The sequence below is a fragment of the Wohlfahrtiimonas sp. XWW7 genome, from assembly GCF_056716055.1.
In genome coordinates this window covers 2,084,141-2,110,687 of the sequence record NZ_CP168032.1, presented here as the reverse complement: position 1 = coordinate 2,110,687, position 26,547 = coordinate 2,084,141, and the positions used below count along the sequence as shown (strand labels likewise).

Sequence of the window (26,547 nt, the reverse complement as noted above, 5' to 3'; positions counted from 1 at the left end):
ATGTTGTTATTCCTTTTATCACCTGCAAAAAAACTAGATGAAACAAGAACACCACCTTTTCGAGGTGATACTGAACCTCATTTTTTAAATCAAAGTGTTGAGTTGATTGATATTTTGAAAAAAATGTCACCGCCAGATTTAGAATCATTGATGAAAATCTCGGGTAATTTAGCTGTGCAGAATGCTGCACGTTATAGTAATTTTAGTGTGCCATTTACTCATGATAATGCTAAAGAAGCGCTGTTTTTATTCAATGGTGATGCTTATGAAGCTTTGGATGCTTATAATCTATCAAAGGACCAAATAGAGTATTTACAATCTCATTTAGTCATGCTTTCTGGTTTATATGGTGCTTTGCATCCTTTGGATTTGATAGCCCCTTATCGTTTGGAAATGGGCACCGCATTGAAAAATACTAAAGGTAAAAATTTATATGAATTCTGGAGCGATTCAGTCACTCAATATTTGAATGAACTCATTGAGAACAATAAAATCACAGCAGTGGTTAATTTAGCTTCTCATGAGTATTTTTCTGTTTTACAACCTGTTAAACTTTCGGTGCCTGTTATTACGCCTATTTTTAAAGATTTTAAAAATGGGCAATATAAGACAATTAGCTTCAATGCAAAAAAAGCGCGAGGTTTAATGGTGCGCTATGCTGCGGAAAATAATATTCAAAATGCGGATGATTTGCAGAAATTTACGGGCAATGATTATCGTTTTAAAGGCGAAAACCCAACACAAAAACAAGAATGGTTATTCTATAAGGATTAATTTGGCATGAGCATACACATAGAAAGCACAAATTACGATATTTACCCGCCACAAGGCTCGTTAGATTTACTTTCTCGTGTTGAAAGTGATCTATTGACAAAAAGTGCGGATGGAGAGTTGTATGAATTATTTAGAAATTGCTTATTGGCTGTATTGAATACAGGCAGTCAAACAGATGATGCTAGTATTTTATTTCAATTGTATAAAAATTTTGATGCAAAGGTAGAACGTACAGCTCGTGGTATCAAATTAGAATTGATCAATCCGCCGCAATCTGTTTTTGTGGATGGAGAATTAACGCGTTTAATTCGTGCAAATTTATTCTCTGTACTGCGTGATATTTTATACATGCGAGAAGTTGTCAGTAGTTATGATCAAAATCGATTTTTAAAATACGGTAATCAGAAGATTACGACAGATATCGTATTCATGACGTTACGCAATGCTCAAGCTTTAAAGGCTGCTTATGATTATAATGTCATGGTTTGCTGGGGCGGGCACTCTATCAATAAGGTAGAGTATCAATATGCACGAGAAGTTGGTTATGAGTTAGGTTTGCGTAATTTTGATATTTGTACAGGTTGCGGACCAGGTGCAATGGAAGCGCCTATGCGCGGTGCTGCTGTTGGTCATACACAGCAGGGTCATGAGGCGAATCGTTATATTGGTATTACAGAACCTTCCATTATCGCAGCAGAACCACCTAATCCATTGGTGAATGAATTGATCATCATGCCAGATATTGAAAAGCGTATAGAAGCATTCATTCGTCTAGGTCATGGATTGATTATTTTCCCAGGTGGCGTTGGGACTGCGGAAGAATTTTTATATGTGCTCAGCATTTTGATGATGGAAGAGAATAAAGATCAAATTTTACCGATCATATTGACAGGGCCTAAAGAAAGTGAGAGTTATTTCAAAACTTTAGATCATTTCATTGAGCAGAGTTTAGGAAAAGAGGCGCAAAAATATTATGAAATCATCATTGATGATCCTATGTTGGTTGCGCGTAAAATGAAGCAGGCAATGCCATTAGTGAAAGAGAGCCGTAAAACAAGCGAAGATGCTTATTGTTTTAACTGGTCGCTCGTGATGTCTGAAGATTTACAAAAGCCTTTTATTCCGACTCATGAAAATATGGCGGGCTTGAATCTTCATAAAGACCAGCCCAAAGAGAAATTAGCAGCTGCATTGCGCCAAGCTTTCTCTGGTATTGTGGCAGGTAATATTAAGGAGTCAGGGATCAAAGCGATTAAAGAAAAAGGACCATTTGTATTACATGGCGATCCAGAGTTGATGGGCTTAGTGGATCAGTTATTGAATGACTTTGTTGAACAAGAACGTATGAAGCTACCAGGTTCTGCTTATCAGCCGTGTTATCGAGTTGAAAAATAAGCACTGATAAGTTTTAAGATTATGAAAGCCTAACGGAGAGTTGGGCTTTTTTTATGTATGATTGCACGGATAGAATATTAGAAAAAGTTAGCTAATCTGTAACCATTCTTTAATTATATAGTGCTATCGCAAATTATTGATAATAGTAAGTTTTTTGGTACATGTTCTCTGTTATAAATGAATCATCTTTATTCAAAATGATGAGGAATGCGATGAATAAGTTTGTAATTGCAGCAACAGGGTTATCCATGAACTATATGCCAGAATATGTGGCAAAAGAGCAGGGTTTCTTTGAAGAAGTTGGGCTAGATGTAGTTTCGTATGTGCCAGCACCGTGGACGCAATGTCTAACGGATGTTAATCAAGGTAAGGCACATGTGGTTGTGGGCGGTATTTGGGTGCCTTTAGTCTATATGGACCGCATCCAAAATTATTATTCATTTGCCAAAATTGCTTCTCGATGTCCGTTGGTGATTGTTTCTAGAGAAAAACAACCTACGGAATTCACATGGCAAGCAATGGAAGGCAAGCGTGTATTAGTTTCGGGCGGTGATGGTGCAAGTCACTATTTGTCTGTGGCAGGTTGTGCGAAAGAAGGTGGTACAGATACTTCAAAGATTCGTTTTATTCATGATTTTTCCACGAGCATGATCATCGATATGTTTTTGGGTGGTTTTGGTGATTTTATTGTGTTGCAACCAGATATGGCGAATAAGTTTATTGCTGATGGTGTTGCATTTCCATATTGTGATCTAGCATTGCGTGGCGGTGTGATTCCTTGGAGCGTTTATTATGGTTTGGAATCTTTATTTGAGCATGTAGATGATTTAGCGAATAAATTTGCACTAGGATTACAAAAAGGTACAACTTGGTTGTTAGAAAATGGTGGTGAAGGTTGCGAGGCAATTATTCGTAAAAACTGGCCACATGTGAAATTGGAAGATGGTATTCAAACCATTAATCAATTTTGCCAAGAAGGTATGTGGACGCCATCGATAGAGATCACAGAGCAGGAGTTAACTCGTTGGCAAAGGTTCTTAGTGGAAGGCGATATTTTAGATTCGCCAATCTCTTATGAGACAGTTGTTAAAACGAGTCCAATGAATTATGTACATAAACATTTGAAGTAATTATAACTATCTATCAATAAAGGCTTAAATTATGGAAAAACTTAAAAGTTTCTTTAAAACATTATCAGGAAAGATCGTTATAGGTTTAACGCTCGGTATTATTGTAGGTGTGATTCTAGAGGCGATGAAAGCACCTATGCCAGAAGGACAAGTTTCTGCAGAAGTCTTGGCAAGTATTCAAAGTCAAAATGCTACTATTTTACAGATTGCTAATTATCTACAAATGTTAGGGCAGATCTTTCTAAATTTAATGAATATGTGTGTGCCATTCTTGATTTTTGGTTCGATCGTGATGTCTGTTTCCTCATTGGATTTGAAAGAATTTAAAATCATGGGCGGAAAAACATTATTGCTATTCTTTGTGACAACCGCCGCAGCATCTTATCTAGCTGTATTACTAGGTTTGGTTTTACCATTTAATTTTGATGCAAGTTTATTAGATGGCTCTCAAGCAGTTACTGCCACAACATTGACAGTGAAGGAAATTATTTTAGGCTTTTTCCCAAGCAATGTATTTGTTGCATTCACTAAGCCAATCGTTTTGCAAGTGATCATCTTTGGTTGTTTATTTGGTTTATGTATGAATTTATTGAAGGATAATACACCTGGTGTTTCTGAATTATTAACTGTGACTTTGGCATTCCGCAGTGTCATTATGAAGATCATTACATTGGTAATGTACATCGCGCCAATCGGTATTTTCGGTATTTTATCTTCAACGATTGCGATTAATGGTTTGGGCTTATTGAAATCATTAGGTTTAGTATTGGTTTATATTACTGTTGTGAATGTTTTATTTTTTGTTTTATACGCATTGTTCATCAGTATTCGTTATGGTTTAAGTTTAGGAATGCTATTGAAGAAATGTTCTCGTGTGATTATTTTTGCAGCAACAGTCACATCGACAGCTTTATCATTGCCATTAGCGATGGAAGATACTAAAACCTTGGGTGTAAAAGAAAAAATCTCTAACTTTATCCTGCCTTTAGGTAATTCATTGAATACGAATGGTGGGCCAATCACAAATGTGATCATTGCGATTGCTGCTGTGAATTTGATGAATATTCCTGTGGGCGTTGAGTTCTATATTATGTTGGGTTTATATGCGACGATTGCGGCGTTTGGTAATCCTGGTGTGATTGGCGGTGCCTTAGTCTCACTATTTGTTGTATTTGATTTAGTGGGCTTACCAAAAGAAGCAGCGGTGATCTTCTTCGGCTTAGATTACTTCTATGGCATTACGCGCGTTGTATTGAATGTAATGGGCAGTATTTATGTTTCTGTGATGGTTGCTCATTCGCAAGGCGAGTTTGACAAAAAAGTATTTGAAACTAGCTTAGATGATTTGGCAAAACAGAAAAATACAGCAAATATTGGTTAATTTCTAATAACTGATAGATAGAAAAGGCGCTGAATCAGCGCCTTTTATCATGTAGGATTTAATCCTTAATCTCAAATCCTTGGCTTCGGATCAATTGATCCATCACTTTTAAATCCACGCGTAAATCATCCACATCATTGTCTGCCAATTGTTGGCGGATTTGTGTGAAAGCTTGCTGCATACCATTTAAAGCAATCAAGGTTTTCTCATCGATATTTTCTTGGATATTCTCTTCGCTGTGCAAAGATTTAATCGTGCTATAACGCACAACTGACTGATGAATCAGTGGTAAATAGCGATTTAAGAATTGTCCACCTGGTAAAACATCACGAGGATCAGCTTTCATGATCTTTAAAATATCAATGGATTGATGGCCAATCTTTTCTACGATGACGGATAATTGTGGTGGTAACTTCTGATTTTCCACTTCAATTAAACGTAAAACTTCGATGTGGCGAGCAAATAGTGCAAAAGATAACTCTTCTCTTGCAGCTTGCTGTTTAGCAATTGCGAGAGTTTTTTGTGCTTCAATATTTTCAAGATATGCTTTTTTATCTTCTTCAGACATTAATGTTAAATTGGCTAAATGTCGCAATGCCTTAGGTTTTAGTAAACCTAAAACAGCAGTGGCTCCCATTGCGCCATAAGCCCAAATTGGCATGGATGCAAAAATGGATTCAGGCATTTTAATATTGGCATAGAACAATGCTAGTAAGGATAAAGGAATGGTGAACCAGAAACCTGTATTTTCGGCTTTGCGATCAATTAAATCTAAAAGCATCGTCATTATGCCACCAAAGAGTAGGGCAATTGGCCACATTCCAGTGATTGCAACAATTAATGCTGTGATCAATCCTAAACCTGTTGCCAAATGATTTTTGCGTAAAGGAAAAAGCATGACAATGCCGATGTATGAACATAGAAATGTTGCACCATAAAATGGATCGATGCTACTTGGTACAAACCATTTCAAAATCTGGGCAGTTAAACCGCCTACCATTGCTTTGAAATGAAACAACATGCGCTTGGCTGTTGTTTTAGCGCCTTTAATGAAGGCATTGCTAAAATCTAATTCTTCAGCGCGGATTGTTTTGCTTTCAGTAGTATTGCTCGATTTTTGCTCATGCTTTTCAGAATCCATAGATTTTTGAAAAGGCAAGGTTTGTTCATTGTAATCCATAGGATTGTTCATGCTTTTTGATGGCCTCTATTGATATTTTGTCACAGCTTCAGTGATGCGCTCACGAAGATTATTTTCCATTTGCGACAACTCAATTTCCACAGCTTTACGTTTTTCGCGCGCTTCTGTTGCAATTTTCATTGTTTCTTCAATGGTATTCACAAGGCGATTTTGGACTTCACGCACAGTTTCAATATCAACAATAGAGCGCTCAACTTCTTGTGCGGTTGCAATGCTATTTTGTTGCAACATTTCAGCATTTTTACGAAGAAGTTGGTTGGTTGTGTCCGCAACATCTTTTTGTAGTTTTGCGGCTTTTTCTTGCTCTTGCAAAGAAAGTGATAAAACAATTTGGCTTTTCCAAATAGGCAATGTTGAAAAAATGCTGCCTTGGATTTTTTCAGCCAACTGCTGGTTATTACTTTGAATGATGCGAATTTGTGGTGCAGTTTGCATTGCAATTGTTTTAGAAAGATTGAGATCATGCAAACGGCGTTCAAAACGATTGATGTTTTCCATCAGATCTTTGACGTTCTGTGCATCGAGCATATCTTGTGTTTCCATTGCTTTAGCTTCTAACGCAGGCAGATCCACCGTGCGAGTTTGATTTAAAAACTGTTTACCTGCTTCGATGTAAAGATTCAATTCGCGATAATAATCTAAATTTTTATCATAAAGTTGTGCTAATTGTTCATTATCACGCAGTAAATTCACCATAGAGTTATCTAAGTGGCTCGCGATAACATCCACTTGAGTTGTTAGAGTTGTGTGATCAATTTTAGTTTTTTCAACTTGTCTGAATAGGCTGCCAATGAATGGAATGTTCGCTAGAAATCCAGTGGCTTTTTCTTCTTGGCTCAGCGGATCATATTCACGGATTTTTAAAACTAAATCTGATAATTGGCCACCAACTTCGCCTGCATCTTTGGTCTTAATGCGGTTGAGTAAAGTATCAGAAAATTTTGCAATTTCAGCCATTGGTTTAGAGCCATAAGCTAAAAATGCAGTTGGATCATTGATGCTAATCGTAGTTGCGATTTCATTCACGCGAGCATCATCGGGTACGATTTCCGCTAGCATTTTTTCTTCTGTTACGATGATTGCTTGATCTTGTTTTTGTTCACTCATAATAGTTCCTATTGATTGTTCAATTGTTTGCGCACTTGGATTGTGAGTACCGCACCAATGAAGAAAATGATTAATCCTATCAATAATACAATATAAAAAGCCCATTGTAATAGTGGGGATACATATTCTAGTTTGCCATAATCATTTTTAGGGAAACGTACTTCTAAAAAAGTGCCAATGGGATGTTTGGCAATATCGAATGTTTCTTGCATTTTATAGGTGATTTGTTCAGTTTGTGATGCGGAAAAACGCACGACAGGATGTTCATCTTCATAGGCGATGATATTGGCGCTGACATAATTTAATTCTGTATCAATGTAGACAAAATAGCCCGCACTCAATACAAGTGCTGCGCCTAATAAACGGAAAAGTCGCGCAAAAAAAGCTTTGTTCTTAAACATATAGATTCACCTTATTGGGAAAGTTGTTCACGAATGGTTTCAATCTCATCATTATTCATTAACCAAGATTCTTCCATATCCGCAAGCTTTTGGTTAAGTTGATCTTTCTCATCATTCATTTTTTGGATTTCATCGTGGGACTTAGAAACATAAGTATCGCTATTACCCAAAATTTCATCCAGTTTTGCGATTTTATCCTCGATTTTTGGCATCTCTTTTTCAAATTTTTCCACATCGCGCTCTAATTTTTTCAATTTAGAGTTTAAGTTCTTGCGTTCATTGAAATCTAATTTCGGTGCGCTATCAGAAGCAGATTCTGTGGAAGTTACAGACGTTGATGTTTTAGATGAAGTTTTACCTGAACGTGCATCCGAAACCAAAGCACGATAGCTTTCTAAGTCGCCATCATACAATTCAAAACGATGATTGCTTACAATGGCAAATTGATCACAACACATTTCCAAGAGTGAAGCATCATGGGATACGATGACAACGCCGCCGTCAAATTCTTGCAGTGCCATGGCAATTGCTTCGCGCATTTCTAAATCTAAATGGTTAGTGGGTTCATCGAGGAGCAATAGATTAGGTTTTTGATAAACGATCATGGCCAAAGCTAAACGTGCTTTTTCACCACCAGAAAAGCGTTCAATACTTTCTAAGGCTTTTTCACCATGGAAATCAAAGCGACCCAAGAAGTTACGAATATCCTGTGTGCCAATCAATGGATCCAACGATTGAATGTGCCACATGGGTGATTCTGTGATGGTTAAATATTCCAATTGATGCTGTGCAAAGTAGCCAATTTTTAAGAATTCAGAGGCAACATATTCGCCTTTCTCAATATTTAATTCACCTGCGATTGCTTTGATTAAAGTAGATTTACCTTCGCCATTTTTACCGAGTAAACCCAAGCGAGTATCTGGCGTTAATGTGAGTTCTACTTTTTCTAAAATGGGTTTGCCTACTTCATAACCGATGCTGACATTATCAAATGTCAATAATGGATCAGGAATGCGATCAGGTTTTAAGAATGAGAAATGAAATTCATTCGTTGCAACAACAGGTGCGATATCTGCCAATTTAGATAAGGCTTTCACGCGACTTTGTGCTTGTTTAGCTTTTGTGGCTTTTGCACCAAAACGGCGAATGAAATTTTCTAAATGGGCTTTAGTTTTTTCATTCTTTTCATACATTGCTTGTTGCAGCGCTAATTTCTCTGCACGTAAACGCTGGAAATCCGCATAGTTACCTTTATATAAAGTGGCTTGCTGATTTTCTAAATGCAAAATGTAATTACAAGTGTGATCCAAAAACTCTTTATCATGGGAAATGATGACTAAAATGCCTTGATAGCTTTTGAGCCAGTTTTCGAGCCAAACGACAGTTTCAAAATCCAAATGGTTTGTAGGTTCATCCAGCAACAAAATATCAGAGCGGCACATTAACGCTTTAGCGATGTTTAAGCGCATGCGCCAACCACCTGAGAAATGCTTGACTGCTTTAGTGATCTCATAATATTCAAAACCTAAGCCCATTAATAATGCAGAAGCTTTGCTGTCCGCGCGGTAGCCATCAATGCGATCCAATTCTTGGTGGATTCGGCTGATTTCTAAGCCATCATTGTCTTCTAAAGCTTTTTCTTCAGCTTTACGAAGGGCGATTAATTCAGCATCGCCTGATAATACATAATCAAAAGCTGTTAATTCTGTATTGCTGATCTCTTGCTCAACATGAGCAATTTGTAAATGTGGTTGAATGTGCAATGAACCTTTATCAGATTCATAATTGCCCAAAACCATATTGAATAGGGAGGTTTTGCCTGTGCCATTTTTGCCCACTAAACCCACATGCATTTTGTTATGGATTTGGGCAGAGAAGTTCTCAATTAAGACTTTGGTACCAACGCGAAGAGTAATTTGGTTAAATTCAATCATATTCTAAATTTTTAAATCGATAGTTGTTGCCATAATTGGAAAGCTTCATGCGTTGCTTTCACATCATGAACACGGAAAATTTTTGCGCCTTTTTGTAAACACCAAAGCGCGGATGCAACATTGCCAATGGTGCGTTCTTTAGCAACATCGACATTGGTTAAATGTCCAATTAAGCGTTTACGAGATAAGCCAATAAAAATAGGGTAAGGCAGAACAGTTAAGCGCTCTAATTGCTGTAATAGTACGATCTGTTCTTCAGTGGTTTTACCAAAGCCGAAACCAGGATCTAATAAAATTCGATTAGGATGAATATTATGATCAGATAAATGTTCCACTTGATCTAAGAAAAATTGTGCAATGCTATGAGTGATATCATCGTGCTCTGTTTCCACATGCATGCTTTCAATGGGATTATCCAAATGCATCACAACTAAACCAACATTGGTATCCTTAACCGCATCGATGGAAGCAGGATCACGAAAGCCATTAATGTCATTGATGATATCAACACCTAAATCCACCATAGCTTTCATGGTTTCAGGATGATAAGTATCAATGGAGATCAAAGCTGGTAGATCTTGTGCTAAAGATTCAATGATTGGGGTTAGGCGATCAATCTCTTCATTGGCAGAAATGGGTTCTGCTTTTGGGTTGGAAGATTCAGCGCCAATATCAATGATCGTTGCACCTTCTTTCACCATTTCATGGGCGCGATCAATGGCAGTAGCGTGATGCCAAAAATCCCCACCATCAGAAAATGAATTGGGTGTTGCATTTAAAATACCCATGATGATTGGGGCATCTTTGATCAATAATTGCTGTAAAGTCGGTTTATTCATAATCTCAAAAAAAGAGAACCTTCTATGAACGCCATAGAAGGTTGCTCTACATCTATATTAATAATTACTTGGTTTGTTCATCTGCATTGGCAACTGTTTCTGGTAAAGCCTCATGAGCTGTATCAACGACTTCGCCTTCAACTTGTAACAATTCAGCAGAAGGTTTTGCATAAGATAATTTACCTGCTTCTTTAAATGCTAATGCTGATTTTTCAAACTCACCTTTTTCTAACAGAATTTCAGCCAATAAATGGTGAATTTCAGGGATTTGATCATCAATTTGTAATGCTTTTTGTAAGTATTCTAAAGAGTCTTCCATGCGTTTTGTTTGATAATACAAACGAGCCACTGCCAAAGCAGCATAAGCGCTGTCTGGATGCTGATTAGAAAAGCTTTTTGCATGTTTAATGTAGCTATTGAAATCACCTTTGTATAAATGACCATAAGCTGTGATCACTAAATCATTCCAATCTTTCTTCAATGAATAACGCAATGCTTCTTCTGCATCTGAAACTTCGCCAGCGTACAGCAATTTTTCAGCGTAGTTCACAACAACGCCTGGCACTACTTTAATATTATTAGGGATATGCGCCCATAGTGCTTTCAGTTCATGGCCTTCATTTTTCGCGCCAACATGATCAATCAATGTGACATACAATTCAGGTTCAATGGCTAAGCGTTCATCTTTAGGTAGCGATTTGTGCAATGCTGGCATGATTTTCAATAGTTCATCGTATAAGCCTTGTTGCTCATAAGATTTTGCTAATGCTGTCAATACACGGTGATGATCGCCTTTCTCTTTGCGTGTGCGCTCTAATACTGTACGCGCTTTCTCATGTTCGCCCCATTGATTCAATAACTCGCCAATCATAATGCCAGAATGTAAACGATTATGTTGATCGGACGTTGTTTCAACAGCACGAAGATATTGATCACGCAATGCGGTTTTACCTTGTGCATGTGCCGCACGTGCAGCACCAATGTAGCTAAAGCTAGGGTTGGCGCTATTTTTGACCGCAGATAAATGTAATGCTTCTGCTAATTCTGGTTTGTTCTCTAATAATGCCAATTCAGCACGAGCCACTTTACGGCTAGCGCTTTTTTCACTGCGAGCTTCAGCAGAGCGCTTTAAAAACTGTGGTAAACCTAATAATCTGAATAGAAAACGTAATGTTAAATAAGTGATAACAAATAGCGCTAAGCCACCAAATATAAAGCCAGAAAACGTCATCATCAATGTGAAGCTTTTTTGCGTCAGGATATTTGTACCAGAGATAATCACCATGCCAGGATCATCTTTAACCAAAAGATGCAATGCAAAGGGAATGGCAACGATGATCAGTAAAATGGCGGAGGCTTTGAATAAACGAATCATAAACCTTCTCCTCTATAGTTCAACATAGATGCATCAAAAGATTTTAAGATTGGTGTAATGTCCAATGCTTCTGCTGTTACATTCACATTCAATAGCTCATTCAATGCAGCCAATACTTGATGATATTTTTCATCATTCGGGCTGAAGTAGTTTGTTAACAATGAACGCGCCACTTTCAATGATTCTTGATAAGTTTGTGCTTGATTTTGCAATAAAGCTAAACGTGCTGTTGTTAATTGTAATTGAATGTTTTGTTTCAACAATGTTTCATCTGTGATGGACATCAGTTCTGGTGCTGGAGTGCGCTCTTGTGTTACCACAAAGACAGGCGTTACTTTATCCAATGCTTTTTGATACCAAGGTTGTGCTTCTGCTTCCTTAGCATTTTCTTTGCTGGTTGCTTCTGTTTGGAAAGTATTGCGTAATCCACCTAGGATATCATCTGATTTGGTATCAATCGTTGGGATGATTTCTGAGATATTTTGAATGCGTGCAGCATATTCTTCACGATTAATCGTTGGAATATCTTTTAACTTCACAATTTCACTCTGGATTAAATTGTTAGTTTCGCTAAATTTTGCATTAGCTGTAGCCATTAAGCGCTCGCTTGCTTCGCCTAAAATTTTAACTGCTTCTGTTGAATCATCTTCAAACATCAGTTTAAAGTTAGCTAAACGCAGTAGATATTTGGCTTGGCTTAAGTTTAGTAAATCAATGTCTGTTGCTGCTGATAAACGCGCTTCTAATGTATTGAGAGATGCAATTTTACTATTGATCTCAACCAATTGTGAAGTTAGGCGATTTTGTGTTTTAACTGCATCAGTTTGTACATCATTGGCAGTTTTGCCAATCTGATTAATGGATTGATCTAAGTTAGTGACAATTTTTTCAAACTCGTTTAAATGATCTTTCAATTGATTATAGCGATTGAGTGATGTGCCATTGTCTGCTTGCAGATTAGTAATGGCTGCATCCAATGTTGATAAACGCTGTTGCAATGTTTGAATATTTTGTTGATGCTGAGTTTGTGCATCTGCAAGATCCGTAAAGTCAGATGATTGGCCACGTTCAGCTTCAACAGTTTTTTGTAGCGTAGAAAGCGATTGTGTCAATGTTTCAATGTCTTTCTTTTGTTGAGAAACTTGTGATTCTAAAGCTTGTTTAATCGCTTGTGCATTGGTGCTTTCTTGAGAGGATTGTAAGAATGCAAATGCGCCAACACCAATACCTAAAATGCCAAGAGCAATGGCAATGTAAGAAAGTGAATGATTAGGCTTTTGTGGTGAAGCAATAGCAGTCTGTTCTGCGTGTTGTGGTGCAGATTCAGCACGATGTTCAGTTTCTACAGTCGGCGATGATTCTTCAAGAGTAACTGGATTATCTTTATCGTTCATTTGGGTCATGGATGAATCCTCAGTAATTGAATCTGTGGTGGATAAGGTAATATTTGGCGCCACTTCTGTGAGTTTTTGCCATAGATCTTTGCTGACAGCAGAGTTGGCTACAAAAATATGCTGATAACCTAAAGATTCAACATAGTTAGCTAAACGATTGCTGGCAACGATTAATGTATGTTGTACAAAATTTGTATCTAAAGCACTGCTTGCTTTGTGATACGCTTCAAATGCTTCTTGGCTAGAGACTAAAATAATAATGGGATGTGATTGGCTATATTCAATCACTTCATTGACATCTATATTCTCAGTCTGAATGCGACGATAAACATCTACATAGTGAGCATTGGCGCCCATATCATTCATGGCATTTTCTAATAGCCTTCTGCCACCTTCGCCACTAAAAATAGAGATTTTTTGATCAGCGAGATTATGGTTTGCCAATGTTTCTAAGAGTTTTTCTGTTGTATAAGGTTTGTCACCTTGAATAACATCAGCAGTTGTTAATTGCTGTAATAATTTCGTCGTGCCTGAGCCAATCGATATGCACGGCTTATCTAAGCTAAAATCTAAGCCGAATTTTTGTGCATACTCAACGGCATTTGGGCTAGTAAAAGCCCAATAATCAGCTTCAGCTGCTAGCTCTGTGCATTCTAATTTTGCCGTTTCAATGTCCAAAGGATCATGAATTTCTAGGCAAGGCACAGAAAATGCTGTGCCATTGTGACGTTGAATGGATTGAATGAGAAATGCTGATTGCTCTTTTGGACGAGTGATAACAACACCAACTTGCTGCAAGTCGATGCTGTTTTTATTATCATTCATTGGTTTATTTTTCGGTGAGTAATGTTTTTTAGACTTTTTCGCCATAAATACTCCTTAAAAAAACATCTGCCCCTTTATCAAGTAGCTCTTGCGCTAAGCGTTGACCAATATTTTGTGCTTCTAATGGATCACCAATAATTTCAGAGAAAAGAATTTCATTGGTTTCGATATTGCCAACAAGGCCGCGCATCCATAAACCTTGCTCTGTTAATTCTGCATAACCTGCGATGGGTGCTTGGCAGCCACCATTTAAAGTTGCGTTGAATGAGCGCTCTGCTGATACACGAATAGCGGTTGCTTCATCATTCAATGATGCGATGATTTTACGAACCTCTTCGTTATTGCGATGACATTCGATGCCGATTGCACCTTGGCCAACAGCGGGCAATGAAATGTCTTGAGAGATCTCTTCAGAGATGCGGTGATCAAAGCCTAAACGCTTCAAACCTGCGGTTGCTAAAATGATGGCGTCAAATTCGCCAGCATCTAATTTAGCTAAACGTGTATTAACATTGCCACGTAGATCTTTTAATTGTAGGTCAGGGCGGATTGCCATTAATTGAACGCGGCGGCGCAATGAACAAGAACCAACAACAGCATTTTTTGGTAATGTTTTGATTGTGTAGTTATGGTTGCTAACCAATGCATCTCGTGGATCTTCACGATCCATAACAACTGGCACGATTAGATCTTCTGGTAATTCTTTAGCCATTGGCACATCTTTCATAGAGTGTACAGCAATGTCAGCGCGACCATCTAAAATTGCAACTTCTAGCTCTTTGATGAATAAGCCTTTGCCTCCAATTTTACTTAACGGTGATGAAAGAAGTTGATCACCTTTGGTTGTCATGCCTAGTAATTTCACTTCTAAATCAGGATAAAATTCAAGAATTTTACTTTTCACATGTTCAGCCTGCCATAAAGCAAGTGGGCTTTCTCGAGTTGCAATTGTTAAGGTTTTTAGGGACATCTCACATTCTCATCATATAAAAATTGTATAACCTGAATAGAATACAATAATTAGAGCAAAACTTATAGCCTTGGTTATATAATGGCTACCTAAGTTAGTTGGCCTAAATGGAGAATCATTATGAAAAATTGTACAAAATGCATCCTTTTATTAGTATCCATGATCTTTGTGGTTGGATGTAGCTCTACATCTGCTGTTGGCGGAGCTGAAGTTTCTCGCGGTGATAATGGTAGTCGCGTTGGTGTTTCAAATACTGGTGATGGTACGCAAGTTTATGGCAGCGTTCGTATGGGTGGATCTTTTAAGTAATCAGTAAGGAGTTGTGAATGATTGTTCCTGTCGTAACAGTTGACGGACCTGGTGGCGTTGGTAAAGGTACGCTGTCACTTAAATTATCTCAAAAATTGGGATGGCATTTATTGGATTCAGGGGCGATTTATCGTGCGTATGCCATTTTTGCATTGAATCAATCATTGGATTTAGAAAATGAAGATTTGTTGGTTGCAAAAGCGATTGATTTTGTTATGGACATTAAAGTAGAAGATGATCGTGTGCAAATTTATGTGTGTGGTGAAAATGTAACATCACGTTTGCGCTTAGAAATTACAGGTAGCAGCGCATCGATTATTGCAAAACATCCTAAAATTCGTGATGCATTATTCCATTATCAAAGGGATTGCGCAATTGAACCAGGTTTGGTGGCAGATGGGCGAGATATGGGCACAGTTGTTTTTCCTGAAGCACCTTTAAAAATATTTTTAACAGCAAGGGCAGAAGTTCGCGCAGATAGACGATATAAAGAGTTGATTGCAGCGGGAGAATCTGTTAATATTGCACAGATTTTGGGCGAGATACAAGAACGTGATGAGCGTGATCAAAATCGATCGGTTTCTCCGTTGGTGCCTGCCCATGATGCTGTAATTATTGATACATCTGATTACACGCGAGATGAGGTTTTTAATCAAGTTTGGCAGTTGATCTTAGATAGACAATTAATTAAAGCATAATTTGGTGGTGATAACTTTTGTTATTGCCTTTTGTTTTTTCAATTTAACCCGATCAAATTGAATACCGAATATAGTAAGTGTTTGAGGCGATCATATACAGAGTACATAATATTATGACAGTAAGTTTTGCTGAGTTATTTGCACAATCAATTCAAGAAAAACCAGAAGTTGGCGCAATCATTGAAGTAACAGTAGTTGCTATTGGTAAAGAATTCGTTATCGTTGATGCAGGCTTGAAAAGTGAAGGTCGCATTCCTTCAGAACAATTCCAAAACGAAAACGGTGATGTAGAAGTACAAGTTGGCGATAAAGTTGACGTAGTTCTTGAATCAGTTGATGATGGTATGGGTGAAACTCGTCTATCACGCGAAAAAGCTAAGAAAGCAGAAATTTGGGGACGTCTTGAGAAGTCTCTTGAAGCTGATGAAATCATTAAAGGTATCATCTCTGGTAAAGTTAAAGGTGGCTTCACTGTTGATATTGGTGAGATCAAAGCGTTCTTACCAGGTTCTTTAGTAGATGTTCGCCCAGTTCGTGATGCTTCTTACTTAGAAGGCAAAGAATTAGAACTTAAATTAATCAAGTTAGATCCTAAGCGTAACAACATCGTTGTATCTCGTAAAGCAGTTGTTGAGAAAGAATACTCAGCAGAACGCGAAGAGTTGTTGGCTAACTTGAAAGAAGGTGACAAAGTTAAAGGCGTTGTTAAGAACTTAACTGATTACGGTGCGTTCTTAGATTTAGGCGGTATCGATGGTTTGTTACACATCACAGATATGGCTTGGAAACGTGTTCGTCATCCTTCTGAAATCGTTGAAATCGGTCAAGAAATCGAAGTTGTATTGTTGAAATTCGACCGTGAACGTAACCGTGTTTCATTAGGCTTGAAACAGTTGGGTAACGATCCATGGCACGAATTATCAGTTCGTTTCCCAGCGGGCGCGAAAACTAAAGGTGCTGTAAGCAACATTACTGATTACGGTTGTTTCGTTGAAATCGAAGATGGCATCGAAGGTTTAGTTCACGTTTCAGAAATGGATTGGACTAACAAAAATGTTAACCCAGCTAAAGTTGTAACAATTGGCGAAGAAGTTGAAGTTGTAATCTTGGAAATCGACGAAGAACGTCGTCGTATCTCTTTAGGTATGAAACAAGTAACTACTAATCCTTGGATCGAATTTGCTGACAAATACAACAAAGGTGATCGCGTTACAGGTCAAATCAAGTCAATCACTGATTTCGGTATCTTCATCGGTTTAGATGGTGGTATTGATGGTTTGGTTCACTTGTCTGACATTTCTTGGAACGAAACTGGCGAAGAAGCTGTTCGTAACTTCAAGCGTGGCGACGAAGTTGAAGCTGTTGTATTGGCAGTTGATGCAGAGCGTGAGCGTATCTCTTTGGGTATCAAGCAATTGGATCAAGACCCATTCTCTAACTTCTTGGCAGCTAACGAAAAAGGCAGCATCGTAACTGGTACTGTAACTGCGGTTGACGCTAAATCAGCAACAGTTGATTTGGGTGAAGGCGTAGAAGGTTCTTTACGTGCAGCTGATGTTTCTAACGAGAAAGTAGAAGATGTTCGTAACGTATATAACGTTGGTGATTCAGTAGAAGCGAAATTTGTAAACGTAGACAAGAAAAACCGTACAATCGTATTGTCTGTGAAAGCAAAAGATCACGCAGAAGATGCTAAAGCAATCGCTGATTACTCTTCTTCATCTAAGAGCGCTGTAGGCGGTACTTTAGGTGATTTGTTGAAAGCAGAAATGAACAAGTAATTCTTGTTGATTCAATAAGTTAATTCAAAGGCCATTATTTTTAATAATGGCTTTTTTCTTTGCTCGAATTTAAATATTATTTTGTGTAATATGTTTGAGGAATTGAGATGATTGTTTTATAGATTAAATTTATGATAATGATAAATTATTTTATCTTGTTATTTATTGTCACATAAGGTAATAATCTTAATTTCTGTACTAAGATTAATGGGTCAGTGTATAAAAGAGGTTTATTGAATGACTAAGTCGGAATTAATTGAAAAGTTAAGCGCAAAATATCCACGTATTCCAGCGGGGGAAATCGAAAAGGGTGTTAAGCTTATCTTGGAACACATGAGTGATACTTTAGTTGCGAATAATCGTATTGAGATTCGTGGCTTTGGTAGTTTCTCTTTGCGTTATCGCGATCCTAAAATTGGTCGCAATCCAAAAACTGGTGATGCAGTGGAATTGAGTGGTAAATATGCGACTCATTTTAAACCAGGTAAATTGTTAAGAGAGCAAGTGAACGATAGCCGTAATAAGTTCAAAATTCACTAATTTTAAGATCCCTTCCTTGTGAAGGGATTTTTATTTCAATACCTTAAAAAGATCTGATAATTTCACTGAAAAGAACTGAAAAATTCAGTATAATTATCGGATTTTGTTGTGTTGTGAGTTTGTTTGAGGAAAACATGCCAATTTATCAATATCAATGTGAAAGCTGTGGTCACGAATTAGAAGCATTACAGAAAATTTCTGCTGAACCATTAACTGAATGTCCTGAATGCAAGGAGCCACGTTTGGTTAAACAAGTGACAGCACCTAATTTTAGATTGAAGGGCTCAGGTTGGTATGAAACTGATTTCAAAACCAGTAACCAGAAGAATTTAGCCAATAAAGATTCAAGTTCATCTTAATCTTTGCTGTGCGCCTATTTCTAGAAATACTCATTTAATTTAAAAAACGTTTAAAGGTAATCTTAATTATGATGCGTTCTCATTATGCGGGCTTGGTATCAGAAGCTCTTTTAGATCAAACTGTAACTTTAACGGGCTGGGTTCATCGTCGCCGTGATCATGGCGGTGTGATCTTTATCGATCTTCGTGATCGTGAGGGCATCGTTCAAATCGTTATCGATCCTGAATTTACACCTGCTGATCAATTTAAAGAAGCTGAGCGTATTCGTAATGAGTTCGTGATTCAAGTTGTTGGTAAAGTTCGCATGCGTCCTGCTGATATGTTCAATGAAAAATTGGTATCAGGTAAGATCGAAGTTGCAGCAACAGGTTTAACAATCTTGAATAAATCTGAAGCATTGCCATTCCAAATCGATGATGAAGCAACTTCTGAAGAAGTTCGCTTGAAATATCGTTACTTAGATTTGCGTGGACAAAAAATGCAACGTAACTTGATGTTGCGTTCAAAAGTTACTCGCGCAATCCGTGATTATATGGATGATGCTGGTTTCTTGGACATCGAAACACCATTCTTGACAAAAGCAACACCAGAAGGCGCACGTGACTACTTGGTGCCATCGCGTACATATCCTGGTGAATTCTTTGCATTGCCACAAAGCCCACAGTTGTTCAAACAAATCCTAATGATGAGTGGTTTTGATAAGTACTATCAAATCGTTCGTTGTTTCCGTGATGAAGATTTACGTGCGGATCGTCAGCCTGAATTTACACAAATCGATATTGAAACTTCATTCTTAGAAGAATCAGACATCATGGCGATGGCTGAAGATATGATTCGTAAAGTATTTAAGCAAACAATTAATGTTGATTTGGCAGCTGAATTCCCAGTGATGACATATGCTGAGGCAGCACATAAATACGGTTCAGATAAGCCTGATTTGCGTATTCCATTAGAGTTTACTGATGTAACAGAAGTGATGAAGAGCACTGAATTTAAAGTGTTCCGTGAAGCTGCAAACATGAAAAATGGCCGTGTTGTTGCATTGAATGTACCAAATGCTGCGGATAAATTATCACGTAAAGATATTGATGAGTTAACAAACTTTGTTGCGCGTTATGGTGCGCGTGGTTTGGCTTACATTAAAGTGAATAACTTGGCTGAAGGTCGTGAAGGCTTGCAATCTCCAATCACTAAATTCTTAGATGATGCAACAATCGAAGGTTTGATCAAAGCAACGAATGCAAAAGATAACGATATTATTTTCTTCGGTGCAGATAAAACTAAGATCGTTAATGATGCGATTGGTGCATTGCGTATCAAGTTGGGTGAAGATTTGAATCTATTCACTTGTGAATGGGCGCCAATGTGGGTGGTTGATTTCCCAATGTTTGAATACGACGAAGATGAAAAGCGCTATGTTGCAGTTCACCATCCATTCACAGCACCAAAAGATGGTATTGAATCATTGAAAAATGATCCTGAAAATGCAGTGGCAAAAGCATACGATATGGTCTTGAATGGTACAGAATTGGGCGGTGGTTCAGTGCGTATTTATCAGCCAGAGGTTCAATATCAAGTATTTGATTTATTAGGTATTTCTCAAGAAGAAGCTGAAGATAAATTCTCCTTCTTGTTGGATGCATTGAAATTTGGTGCACCGCCGCATGCAGGTTTGGCATTTGGTTTGGATCGTTTAATCATGTTGATGACACATTCTAAATCGATCCGTGAAGTGATTGCGTTCCCTAAAACTCAGACAGCTTCATGTATGATGACAAATGCACCTTCTTTTGCAAATCCAAAGCAATTAAAAGAGTTAGCGCTGGAAATTAAATTGCCAGAAGCGAAAAAAGAGGGTTAATTTATTATTAAGTTTAGTCATTGATTGAACTTTTGATTTCATAAAAACCATCATCACTGTATGATGGTTTTTTTGTTATCTATTGTCTGTATTATTTTCTATATGATATCGATAGATAAAAATTTATATGAGAATGGTTCACATTTAGTGTAAGTTTATGCATAATGGTTTGCATGTGATTCAAAGGATAGGAATTCAAAATGTCTCAACGTAAAATTGGTGTATTGCTTGTGAACTTAGGTACGCCAGAATCGCCTACAGCTAAAGATGTTAGACCATATTTGAGGGAGTTTTTAAGTGATCCCCGTGTGATCGAAGTTCCGAAATATATTTGGTTTTTCATCTTAAATTTATTTATATTAACAACGCGTCCTAAAGATTCTGCTGAAAAATATGCAACGGTTTGGACGGATCGTGGTTCTCCTTTGTTATATATCACACAAGATCAAGCGGAATTATTGCGAAATTCATTGCCAGAAAATCATGAAGTGGTTGTTGCAATGCGATATGGTAATCCATCCATTGAAAAAGGTTTAGATGAATTAATTGCCAAAAAAGTGGATAAAATTGTGATTTTACCTTTGTATCCTCAATACTGTGCGGCGACAACAGCTACAGTTTTTGACAGTGTTGCAGATACATTAAAAGCACGTCGTTATTTTCCTGAGATTCACATGTTAGGGGATTATCATGCTAATCCATTATATATTGAAGCATGTAAAGCTCAGATTGAGAAAAATTTAACAGGCGTTGAAATTGAAGAGCTTGTGTTGTCGTATCATGGCATGCCAAAATCAACGTATGAGAAGGGGGATCCTTATTATGATCAATGTATGGAAACAACACGTTTGATTACAGAATCATTGGGTCGCTCAGATATTAAAATTACAACAGTTTTCCAATCTAAATTTGGTAAAGAGGAATGGTTGCAACCTTACTCTTTTGAATATTTGCCGAGTTTACCATCGCAAGGCGTTAAACGTGTTGCAGTATTTTGTCCTGGATTTAGTGCGGATTGTTTGGAAACCATTGAAGAAATGGGTGTTGAAAATAGAGATTACTTTAAAGAGCAGGGCGGTGAATATTATCAATTCATTCCTTCGCTTAATACAGAATCTCTACACATTGAGATGATGAAGCAATTAATTGTGGATTCAAATTAGTTTTTACTCTTGAGGAGCATATTTAGATGAATAAAATCAATGCTATAGTTGTCGGCTCTGGTAACGTAGGTTTAAAAGTTATCGACGTTTTGTTAAACACAAATGATTTCAATTTGGTAGGCGCTGTTCGTCGCAGTGGCGAGCCAATTGCACAATATCCTAATATTGTTGTGAAGAAATCGGTAGAAGAGTTTAGCGAAAAGATTGACGTAGCATTTCTAGCAATCCCAACGCGTGAAGTACCAAAGCAAGCGAAAGAATTCTTGGCGAAAGGTATTCATACAGTAGATAGCTACGATATTCATTCTAGTATCTTAGAAGTGAAAAATGAATTGGCAGAAGTGGCAAGAGCAAATAATGCTGTTGCGATTGTTTCTGCGGGTTGGGATCCAGGTACTGATTCAATTTTACGTGCAATGTTGTTGGCAATGGCTCCGCGCGGTATGACATATACAAACTTTGGTCCAGGTATGAGTATGGGGCACACAGTTGCGGTTAAGGCAATTGAAGGTGTGAAAGATGCATTATCTATGACAATGCCAACAGGTGCGGGCGTTCATCGTCGTTTAGTATATGTTGAATTGATGGATGGTGCCATTCGTGATGTGGTTGAAAATTCTATCAAAACAGACCCGTATTTTATCCATGATGAAACTCATGTTCGTTTTGTAGATGATGTTAATGCCTTGAAAGATGTTGGTCATGGCGTGGAAATGACTCGTAAAGGTGTTTCTGGTTCTACAGGTAATCAAAACTTTATGTTCAAAATGTCAATTGACAATCCTGCATTGACAGCGCAAGTCATGGTTTCAAGCGGTCGTGCAGCAACTCGTTTACAAAGTGGTGCTTATACTTTGATTGAAATCCCAATGGTGGATTTCTTAGAAGGCGAGCGCGATGAATGGATTAAAGAATTGGTGTAATCCTGCAAATAATATGCATTAATATGATAATCTGCCTTTCGGGCAGATTTTTTTTGGAAAAAATATAATGAAATTAATCCAAGTTATAACAATTCTATCTCTAGCTATGTGTTCCGCTGCTTTGGCAGATCAGAGCTGGCATGCAGTTAAAAAACCAACAGAAGGACAGACAAAAATTTATGGTAGCTATGCCAATGGTTGTTTTTCGGGGGGAGAAGTCCTTCCTATTAATGGCGATGGTTTTCAGCAAGTACGGCCAAGTCGTAATCGTAATTATGGTGATGAATCTCTGTTGATATTCATCGAGTCATTGGGGCAATATGCTAAAACTCAAAGTAAAACTGTCATTTTGGGAGATTTATCACAACCGCGTGGCGGGCCAATGAATTTTGGCCATTCAAGTCATCAGATTGGTTTGGATGTCGATATTTGGTTTGAAGCGATTGGTTCATCAGGATTGACGAAAAAGCAACGAGAAGGATTGGTAACGCCATCATTGGTGGATGGTAAAAAAGGTGCGATTTCTAAACATTGGCAGCCTTATTATCGTGACTTGATTTATCAAGCTGCTTTGTATCCTAAAACAGAAAGAATCTTTGTGAATCCTGTGATTAAAGCGTATTTATGCAAAACAGAACAAGATAAAAGCTGGTTGTATAAAGTGCGTCCTTGGTTTGGTCATGATTCACATTTTCATGTTCGCTTGGTTTGTCCAAAAGGGCAGAAAGATTGTGAGCCACAAGCGCCTGTTGTTAAAACATCAGGCTGTGATGCAGATTTACAAAACTGGGTTAAAGATCAAACTGATTTAGCTCTAGGTATTAAAAAGCCTGCAGTTTCAAAAGGTAAGTCCGCACCAAAAATTATGCCTGCAATGTGCCGAACTGTATTGAATCAAAAATAAGTAAGATTGAAATAATAAAAAATGCTTAATGATTTTATTAAGCATTTGGATCATATGAAAATTTGTAGTGAGCAATCATTTTGCTAACAGTTTTTTAATCAAACGAACACGGCGAGTGATTTCATCCCAATTGCCAGCTTCGATTAACTTCTTATCCACCATCCAGCTCATACCGCAAGCGATTACGCGCTCTGTTGCTAAATAGTCTTGGAAGTTCTCATTATTAATGCCACCCGTCGGGATGAAATTAATATTTTGATAAGGTGCCATTAAAGCTTTGATCATTGGAATGCCACCAGAAACTTCTGCAGGGAAGAATTTCATGGTTGTAATGTTGTAGTTAAGAGCCATTTCAATCGCAGTTGGATTATTCACACCAGGTAAAATAGGCATGCCTAAATCTTGTGCTGTTTGAATTGTGCGTGGATTACAGCCTGGCGCAACTAAAAAGTCAGCATCTGATGTGTATGCAATTTTCGCTTGTTCTGAATTAAGCACAGTGCCTGCACCTACAGTTAGATCAGGATAGTGATCTTTGATGGCTTTTAAAATATCTGAAGCTTCTTTTGTGCGAAATGTTACTTCTAAAATAGGTAGCTCTTCGCGAATCAAAATGGTTGCTAATTTCAAGCCGTCTTTAATATCGTCGATCATAGCGATTGGAACGACAGGTTGGTTGTGGAAAATTGTATCGAGATTTTTCATATTTAGAGTTCTTTTGTAAAAATTGTATTGTATATAAGAATTTTTAAACTAAGTGGGAATGCTATAAAAATAGTCAATTTGATGCTTTATTTGTATAGTTAATGTCTTAAGTAAAGTGTTTAATTTTTAAGCAAAATGCTTTCCACAAGAACTGTGGATAACTATGTGAATAATCAAAAAAACTATCTCGTAAGGTGCATGGTTATTTGAGGTCAATAGGATGTATATTAATTGATCAAAAAAAGATAAATTTTCCATATCAATTAGTTACGGTGAAACTTGTATTTACATCTATTGACAACTGATTGTTCTAGCTTCTATCGAATCTATAGATTGGTTGTGCATAAGTCAATACCTTGACTGTATAATTTACATACTTGTCATGAATTTACTGTTTTTATATGTCCCTCTGATAGAATGTACGTTTTATATCGAAATTGTAATGATGGTTCATTTATGAATAATTTTATTATTGTGATTCCTGCAAGGTTAAATTCAACACGTTTACCTAACAAAATGATGTTGCTGATAGGTGATAAGCCAGTGATTGAGCATACATGGAATCAAGCGATGTTGGCGAATGCTAAAAAAGTCATTGTGGCAACAGATGACCAATCGATTTTTGATCACATGCAATCTGTAGGTGCTGAAGTTGTGATGACTTCAAAAGATCATCCAACAGGGACAGATCGCTTGGCAGAAGTTGCTGTGCTTTGTGGTTTTAATGATGAGGATGTCATAGTCAATTGGCAAGGTGATGAACCGTTTCTACCATTTGAATTCATTGAAAAAGTTGCAAATAAGTTGGCGGCTTACCCAAAAGCAGCAATGAGTACTTTAGCGACGCGCATTGATAGCTGGGAAGATTTTTTCAATGTTAATGTTGTAAAAGTTGTGCATAGCAATTTAGATGAAGCTTTGTATTTTTCTCGCGCACCGATTCCATTTCCGCGAGGTATAGAAAAAGGTACAGGAGAATTACCTAAAAATGTACAGCCACTGCGACACATTGGTGTTTATGGTTATCGTGCATTCTTTTTGAAAGAATATCCTAAATTAAAGCCATCTCCACTAGAACAATCAGAATCACTAGAGCAATTGCGAGCATTATCAAATGGTTATTCAATTGTGATTGAGCATATGGATGCAATTCCACCAGTGGGCATTGATACAGCAGCAGAGTTAGAGCAGGCTCGTCAGTGGTATAATGAGCAGTCGCTGACCTTAAAGGATTAAAAATTTATGTCGATTCAATATTTTTTACCACAACGCTTGAGTTCATGGTGTATTCGTAAACTCACAAGAATTCGTACAGTTTGGTTTAAAAACTTATTCATTAAGGTTTTTTCAAAACTTTATAAAATCAACTGGGAAGAGAGTAGATACAGTTCACCAGATGATTTTAAAACGTTTAATGAGTTTTTTACGCGTCCATTAGAATTTGGCGCGCGCCCAATCGCAGAGTCTCCTTTAGTATCACCTGCCGATGGTAAAATTGCAGCTTGTGGACAATTACAAAATACACAATTTGTCAAAGCCAAAGGTCATGATTTTACAGTGGAAAGTTTGATTGCTGATCCAAAATTAGCTGAAGACTTTAAAGATGGTAGCTTTGCAACAGTATATTTATCGCCAAGTGATTATCATCGTGTGCATATGCCTGTAAAAGGCAGATTATTACGCACAATTCATATTCCAGGGAAGTTATACAGCGTGTCCTTAAAAACGGCATCGCAAATTCCAACATTGTTTGCAGAAAATGAACGATATGTCTGTTTATTTGATACCGAGTACGGCAAGATGATTGTGATTTTAGTGGGAGCGATTAATGTTTCTAGTATGGCTACTGTTTGGGGTGGTGATGTGACGCCACCTTATGGTCGAGTGATTGGTTATCAAACTTATGATCGTGACATAGAGCTAGATAAAGGTGCTGAAATGGGTCGATTTAATATGGGGTCGACAGCGATTGTATTATTAGAAAAGAATGATTCAGTTGTATTGAATGAATCGCTTAAAGAAGGTTCAGCCATAAAAATGGGTGAAACTTTATATAAGTTTTGCAATTTAGAATCGAAAAGCTTATAATTCAGCGCTTGTATTTTTAGCGAAATACATTCCTTGTCTTACAGAGAAATCTGGAGACTTTATTTGTTTAATAAATCCATAAGGAATTATGAATATGCGTCATTATGAAGTTGTATTCCTTGTTCACCCAGATCAAAGCGAACAAGTACCAGCGATGATTGAGCGTTATCGTTCAGTTATTACTAATGAAGGTGGTCAAATTCACCGTTTAGAAGATTGGGGTCGTCGTCAATTGGCTTACCCAATTCAAAAATTACACAAAGCTCATTATGTTTTGATGAACATTGAATGTAATGATCTTGCACTTGAAGAATTACAAGGCATTTTCCGTTTCAATGATGCGATTTTGCGTCACATGGCTATTCAAAAAGATGAAGCTGTGACAGAAGCATCAGTATTGATGAAGCCACAACGCGAAGACCGTTCAAATGATGAGTCTTCTGACGCTTCAGATGCAGAATAATCACATCATTTAACTAAAGGAATTTT

Annotated in this window: 25 protein-coding genes; 16 read left to right on the top strand and 9 right to left on the bottom strand. The window is 37.5% G+C overall.

All coding sequences use genetic code 11. The features are described from left to right. From yaaA to ACA100_RS10040, 4 genes are all read left to right on the top strand, one after another. Window positions 1–774, top strand: a complete 774-nt coding sequence (gene yaaA, locus ACA100_RS10055; protein ID WP_481077578.1) for a peroxide stress protein YaaA — start codon at window positions 1–3, stop codon at window positions 772–774. 6 nt (window positions 775–780) lie between these two features. Next, window positions 781–2,169 (top strand): nucleotide 5'-monophosphate nucleosidase PpnN, encoded by a 1,389-nt coding sequence (gene ppnN, locus ACA100_RS10050; RefSeq protein ID WP_481077577.1) that lies wholly within the window; start codon window positions 781–783, stop codon window positions 2,167–2,169. A gap of 212 nt (window positions 2,170–2,381) precedes the next feature. Then, window positions 2,382–3,299: an ABC transporter substrate-binding protein gene (locus ACA100_RS10045; RefSeq protein ID WP_481077576.1), complete on the top strand. Its 918-nt coding sequence runs from the start codon at window positions 2,382–2,384 to the stop codon at window positions 3,297–3,299. A gap of 31 nt (window positions 3,300–3,330) precedes the next feature. Then, a complete protein-coding gene (locus ACA100_RS10040; protein ID WP_481077575.1) occupies window positions 3,331–4,680 on the top strand; it encodes a dicarboxylate/amino acid:cation symporter in 1,350 nt (449 codons plus the stop codon). A gap of 58 nt (window positions 4,681–4,738) precedes the next feature. Here ACA100_RS10040 and ACA100_RS10035 read toward each other — a convergent pair whose 3' ends face one another. The 8 genes from ACA100_RS10035 to hemC all read right to left on the bottom strand — a co-directional run bounded on the left by ACA100_RS10035 (window position 4,739) and on the right by hemC (window position 14,726). Beyond that, complete coding sequence (locus tag ACA100_RS10035; protein ID WP_481077574.1) at window positions 4,739–5,872, bottom strand: 5-bromo-4-chloroindolyl phosphate hydrolysis family protein; 1,134 nt, start codon at window positions 5,870–5,872, stop codon at window positions 4,739–4,741. Between the two features lie 15 nt (window positions 5,873–5,887). Continuing rightward, window positions 5,888–6,988, bottom strand: a complete 1,101-nt coding sequence (locus ACA100_RS10030; protein WP_481077573.1) for a toxic anion resistance protein — start codon at window positions 6,986–6,988, stop codon at window positions 5,888–5,890. A gap of 8 nt (window positions 6,989–6,996) precedes the next feature. Beyond that, window positions 6,997–7,389, bottom strand: a complete 393-nt coding sequence (locus ACA100_RS10025) for a DUF3592 domain-containing protein (RefSeq protein ID WP_481077572.1) — start codon at window positions 7,387–7,389, stop codon at window positions 6,997–6,999. Window positions 7,390–7,400: 11 nt separating this feature from the next. Next, window positions 7,401–9,323, bottom strand: a complete 1,923-nt coding sequence (locus ACA100_RS10020; protein WP_481077571.1) for an ABC-F family ATP-binding cassette domain-containing protein — start codon at window positions 9,321–9,323, stop codon at window positions 7,401–7,403. Window positions 9,324–9,334: 11 nt separating this feature from the next. Further along, window positions 9,335–10,162 carry a dihydropteroate synthase gene (folP, locus tag ACA100_RS10015; RefSeq protein WP_481077570.1) on the bottom strand — a complete coding sequence of 276 codons (828 nt, stop codon included), beginning with the start codon at window positions 10,160–10,162 and terminating at the stop codon, window positions 9,335–9,337. Window positions 10,163–10,226: 64 nt separating this feature from the next. After that, window positions 10,227–11,537 carry a heme biosynthesis HemY N-terminal domain-containing protein gene (locus ACA100_RS10010; RefSeq protein WP_481077569.1) on the bottom strand — a complete coding sequence of 437 codons (1,311 nt, stop codon included), beginning with the start codon at window positions 11,535–11,537 and terminating at the stop codon, window positions 10,227–10,229. Further along, on the bottom strand, window positions 11,534–13,801 hold the full coding sequence (locus tag ACA100_RS10005) for a uroporphyrinogen-III C-methyltransferase (protein ID WP_481077568.1): 2,268 nt from the start codon (window positions 13,799–13,801) through the stop codon (window positions 11,534–11,536). The genes ACA100_RS10010 and ACA100_RS10005 overlap by 4 nt, the downstream gene beginning before the upstream one ends. After that, a complete protein-coding gene (gene hemC, locus ACA100_RS10000; protein WP_481077567.1) occupies window positions 13,785–14,726 on the bottom strand; it encodes a hydroxymethylbilane synthase in 942 nt (313 codons plus the stop codon). The genes ACA100_RS10005 and hemC overlap by 17 nt, the downstream gene beginning before the upstream one ends. Before the next feature lie 120 nt (window positions 14,727–14,846). Between hemC and ACA100_RS09995 the strand changes: the two genes are divergently transcribed. From ACA100_RS09995 to mepA, 9 genes are all read left to right on the top strand, one after another. Continuing rightward, on the top strand, window positions 14,847–15,035 hold the full coding sequence (locus ACA100_RS09995; RefSeq protein ID WP_481077566.1) for a hypothetical protein: 189 nt from the start codon (window positions 14,847–14,849) through the stop codon (window positions 15,033–15,035). Between the two features lie 17 nt (window positions 15,036–15,052). Further along, window positions 15,053–15,733, top strand: coding sequence for a (d)CMP kinase (gene cmk, locus ACA100_RS09990; protein WP_481077565.1), 681 nt, complete (start codon window positions 15,053–15,055; stop codon window positions 15,731–15,733). Window positions 15,734–15,846: 113 nt separating this feature from the next. Next, window positions 15,847–17,514, top strand: coding sequence for a 30S ribosomal protein S1 (rpsA, locus tag ACA100_RS09985; RefSeq protein WP_481077564.1), 1,668 nt, complete (start codon window positions 15,847–15,849; stop codon window positions 17,512–17,514). A 237-nt stretch (window positions 17,515–17,751) separates the two neighbouring features. Further along, entirely contained in the window at window positions 17,752–18,054 is a 303-nt protein-coding gene (gene ihfB / locus ACA100_RS09980) for an integration host factor subunit beta (protein ID WP_077924646.1), read from the top strand. Window positions 18,055–18,188: 134 nt separating this feature from the next. Then, window positions 18,189–18,413: an FmdB family zinc ribbon protein gene (locus tag ACA100_RS09975; protein WP_077927480.1), complete on the top strand. Its 225-nt coding sequence runs from the start codon at window positions 18,189–18,191 to the stop codon at window positions 18,411–18,413. 68 nt (window positions 18,414–18,481) lie between these two features. After that, window positions 18,482–20,275, top strand: a complete 1,794-nt coding sequence (gene aspS, locus ACA100_RS09970; protein WP_481077563.1) for an aspartate--tRNA ligase — start codon at window positions 18,482–18,484, stop codon at window positions 20,273–20,275. A 200-nt stretch (window positions 20,276–20,475) separates the two neighbouring features. Then, window positions 20,476–21,438 (top strand): ferrochelatase, encoded by a 963-nt coding sequence (hemH, locus tag ACA100_RS09965; RefSeq protein WP_481077562.1) that lies wholly within the window; start codon window positions 20,476–20,478, stop codon window positions 21,436–21,438. 26 nt (window positions 21,439–21,464) lie between these two features. Then, complete coding sequence (locus tag ACA100_RS09960; protein ID WP_481077561.1) at window positions 21,465–22,361, top strand: diaminopimelate dehydrogenase; 897 nt, start codon at window positions 21,465–21,467, stop codon at window positions 22,359–22,361. 67 nt (window positions 22,362–22,428) lie between these two features. Then, window positions 22,429–23,265, top strand: a complete 837-nt coding sequence (mepA, locus tag ACA100_RS09955) for a penicillin-insensitive murein endopeptidase (protein ID WP_481077560.1) — start codon at window positions 22,429–22,431, stop codon at window positions 23,263–23,265. 75 nt (window positions 23,266–23,340) lie between these two features. Here mepA and eda read toward each other — a convergent pair whose 3' ends face one another. After that, on the bottom strand, window positions 23,341–23,970 hold the full coding sequence (gene eda / locus ACA100_RS09950; RefSeq protein ID WP_481077559.1) for a bifunctional 4-hydroxy-2-oxoglutarate aldolase/2-dehydro-3-deoxy-phosphogluconate aldolase: 630 nt from the start codon (window positions 23,968–23,970) through the stop codon (window positions 23,341–23,343). A gap of 456 nt (window positions 23,971–24,426) precedes the next feature. Between eda and kdsB the strand changes: the two genes are divergently transcribed. From kdsB to rpsF, 3 genes are all read left to right on the top strand, one after another. Continuing rightward, window positions 24,427–25,206 carry a 3-deoxy-manno-octulosonate cytidylyltransferase gene (gene kdsB / locus ACA100_RS09945; protein WP_481077558.1) on the top strand — a complete coding sequence of 260 codons (780 nt, stop codon included), beginning with the start codon at window positions 24,427–24,429 and terminating at the stop codon, window positions 25,204–25,206. Window positions 25,207–25,212: 6 nt separating this feature from the next. Then, window positions 25,213–26,058: an archaetidylserine decarboxylase gene (asd, locus tag ACA100_RS09940; protein ID WP_481077557.1), complete on the top strand. Its 846-nt coding sequence runs from the start codon at window positions 25,213–25,215 to the stop codon at window positions 26,056–26,058. A gap of 94 nt (window positions 26,059–26,152) precedes the next feature. Beyond that, a complete protein-coding gene (gene rpsF, locus ACA100_RS09935; RefSeq protein WP_481077556.1) occupies window positions 26,153–26,521 on the top strand; it encodes a 30S ribosomal protein S6 in 369 nt (122 codons plus the stop codon). The last annotated feature ends 26 nt before the right edge of the window (window positions 26,522–26,547 follow it).

Bases quoted from the DNA above. Each gene is read 5' to 3' on its own strand.
- ACA100_RS10030 (WP_481077573.1), bottom strand. From the start codon at position 6,988: ATGAGTGAACAAAAACAAGATCAAGCAATCATCGTAACAGAAGAAAAA.
- mepA (WP_481077560.1), top strand. From the start codon at position 22,429: ATGAAATTAATCCAAGTTATAACAATTCTATCTCTAGCTATGTGTTCC.
- hemH (WP_481077562.1), top strand. From the start codon at position 20,476: ATGTCTCAACGTAAAATTGGTGTATTGCTTGTGAACTTAGGTACGCCA.
- ACA100_RS10010 (WP_481077569.1), bottom strand. From the start codon at position 11,537: ATGATTCGTTTATTCAAAGCCTCCGCCATTTTACTGATCATCGTTGCC.
- rpsA (WP_481077564.1), top strand. From the start codon at position 15,847: ATGACAGTAAGTTTTGCTGAGTTATTTGCACAATCAATTCAAGAAAAA.
- ACA100_RS10040 (WP_481077575.1), top strand. From the start codon at position 3,331: ATGGAAAAACTTAAAAGTTTCTTTAAAACATTATCAGGAAAGATCGTT.
- hemC (WP_481077567.1), bottom strand. From the start codon at position 14,726: ATGTCCCTAAAAACCTTAACAATTGCAACTCGAGAAAGCCCACTTGCT.
- folP (WP_481077570.1), bottom strand. From the start codon at position 10,162: ATGAATAAACCGACTTTACAGCAATTATTGATCAAAGATGCCCCAATC.
- ACA100_RS10020 (WP_481077571.1), bottom strand. From the start codon at position 9,323: ATGATTGAATTTAACCAAATTACTCTTCGCGTTGGTACCAAAGTCTTA.
- ihfB (WP_077924646.1), top strand. From the start codon at position 17,752: ATGACTAAGTCGGAATTAATTGAAAAGTTAAGCGCAAAATATCCACGT.
- cmk (WP_481077565.1), top strand. From the start codon at position 15,053: ATGATTGTTCCTGTCGTAACAGTTGACGGACCTGGTGGCGTTGGTAAA.
- yaaA (WP_481077578.1), top strand. From the start codon at position 1: ATGTTGTTATTCCTTTTATCACCTGCAAAAAAACTAGATGAAACAAGA.
- ACA100_RS09995 (WP_481077566.1), top strand. From the start codon at position 14,847: ATGAAAAATTGTACAAAATGCATCCTTTTATTAGTATCCATGATCTTT.
- ACA100_RS10035 (WP_481077574.1), bottom strand. From the start codon at position 5,872: ATGAACAATCCTATGGATTACAATGAACAAACCTTGCCTTTTCAAAAA.
- ACA100_RS10025 (WP_481077572.1), bottom strand. From the start codon at position 7,389: ATGTTTAAGAACAAAGCTTTTTTTGCGCGACTTTTCCGTTTATTAGGC.
- ACA100_RS09975 (WP_077927480.1), top strand. From the start codon at position 18,189: ATGCCAATTTATCAATATCAATGTGAAAGCTGTGGTCACGAATTAGAA.
- ACA100_RS10005 (WP_481077568.1), bottom strand. From the start codon at position 13,801: ATGGCGAAAAAGTCTAAAAAACATTACTCACCGAAAAATAAACCAATG.
- asd (WP_481077557.1), top strand. From the start codon at position 25,213: ATGTCGATTCAATATTTTTTACCACAACGCTTGAGTTCATGGTGTATT.
- eda (WP_481077559.1), bottom strand. From the start codon at position 23,970: ATGAAAAATCTCGATACAATTTTCCACAACCAACCTGTCGTTCCAATC.
- aspS (WP_481077563.1), top strand. From the start codon at position 18,482: ATGATGCGTTCTCATTATGCGGGCTTGGTATCAGAAGCTCTTTTAGAT.
- kdsB (WP_481077558.1), top strand. From the start codon at position 24,427: ATGAATAATTTTATTATTGTGATTCCTGCAAGGTTAAATTCAACACGT.
- ACA100_RS10045 (WP_481077576.1), top strand. From the start codon at position 2,382: ATGAATAAGTTTGTAATTGCAGCAACAGGGTTATCCATGAACTATATG.
- ppnN (WP_481077577.1), top strand. From the start codon at position 781: ATGAGCATACACATAGAAAGCACAAATTACGATATTTACCCGCCACAA.
- rpsF (WP_481077556.1), top strand. From the start codon at position 26,153: ATGCGTCATTATGAAGTTGTATTCCTTGTTCACCCAGATCAAAGCGAA.
- ACA100_RS09960 (WP_481077561.1), top strand. From the start codon at position 21,465: ATGAATAAAATCAATGCTATAGTTGTCGGCTCTGGTAACGTAGGTTTA.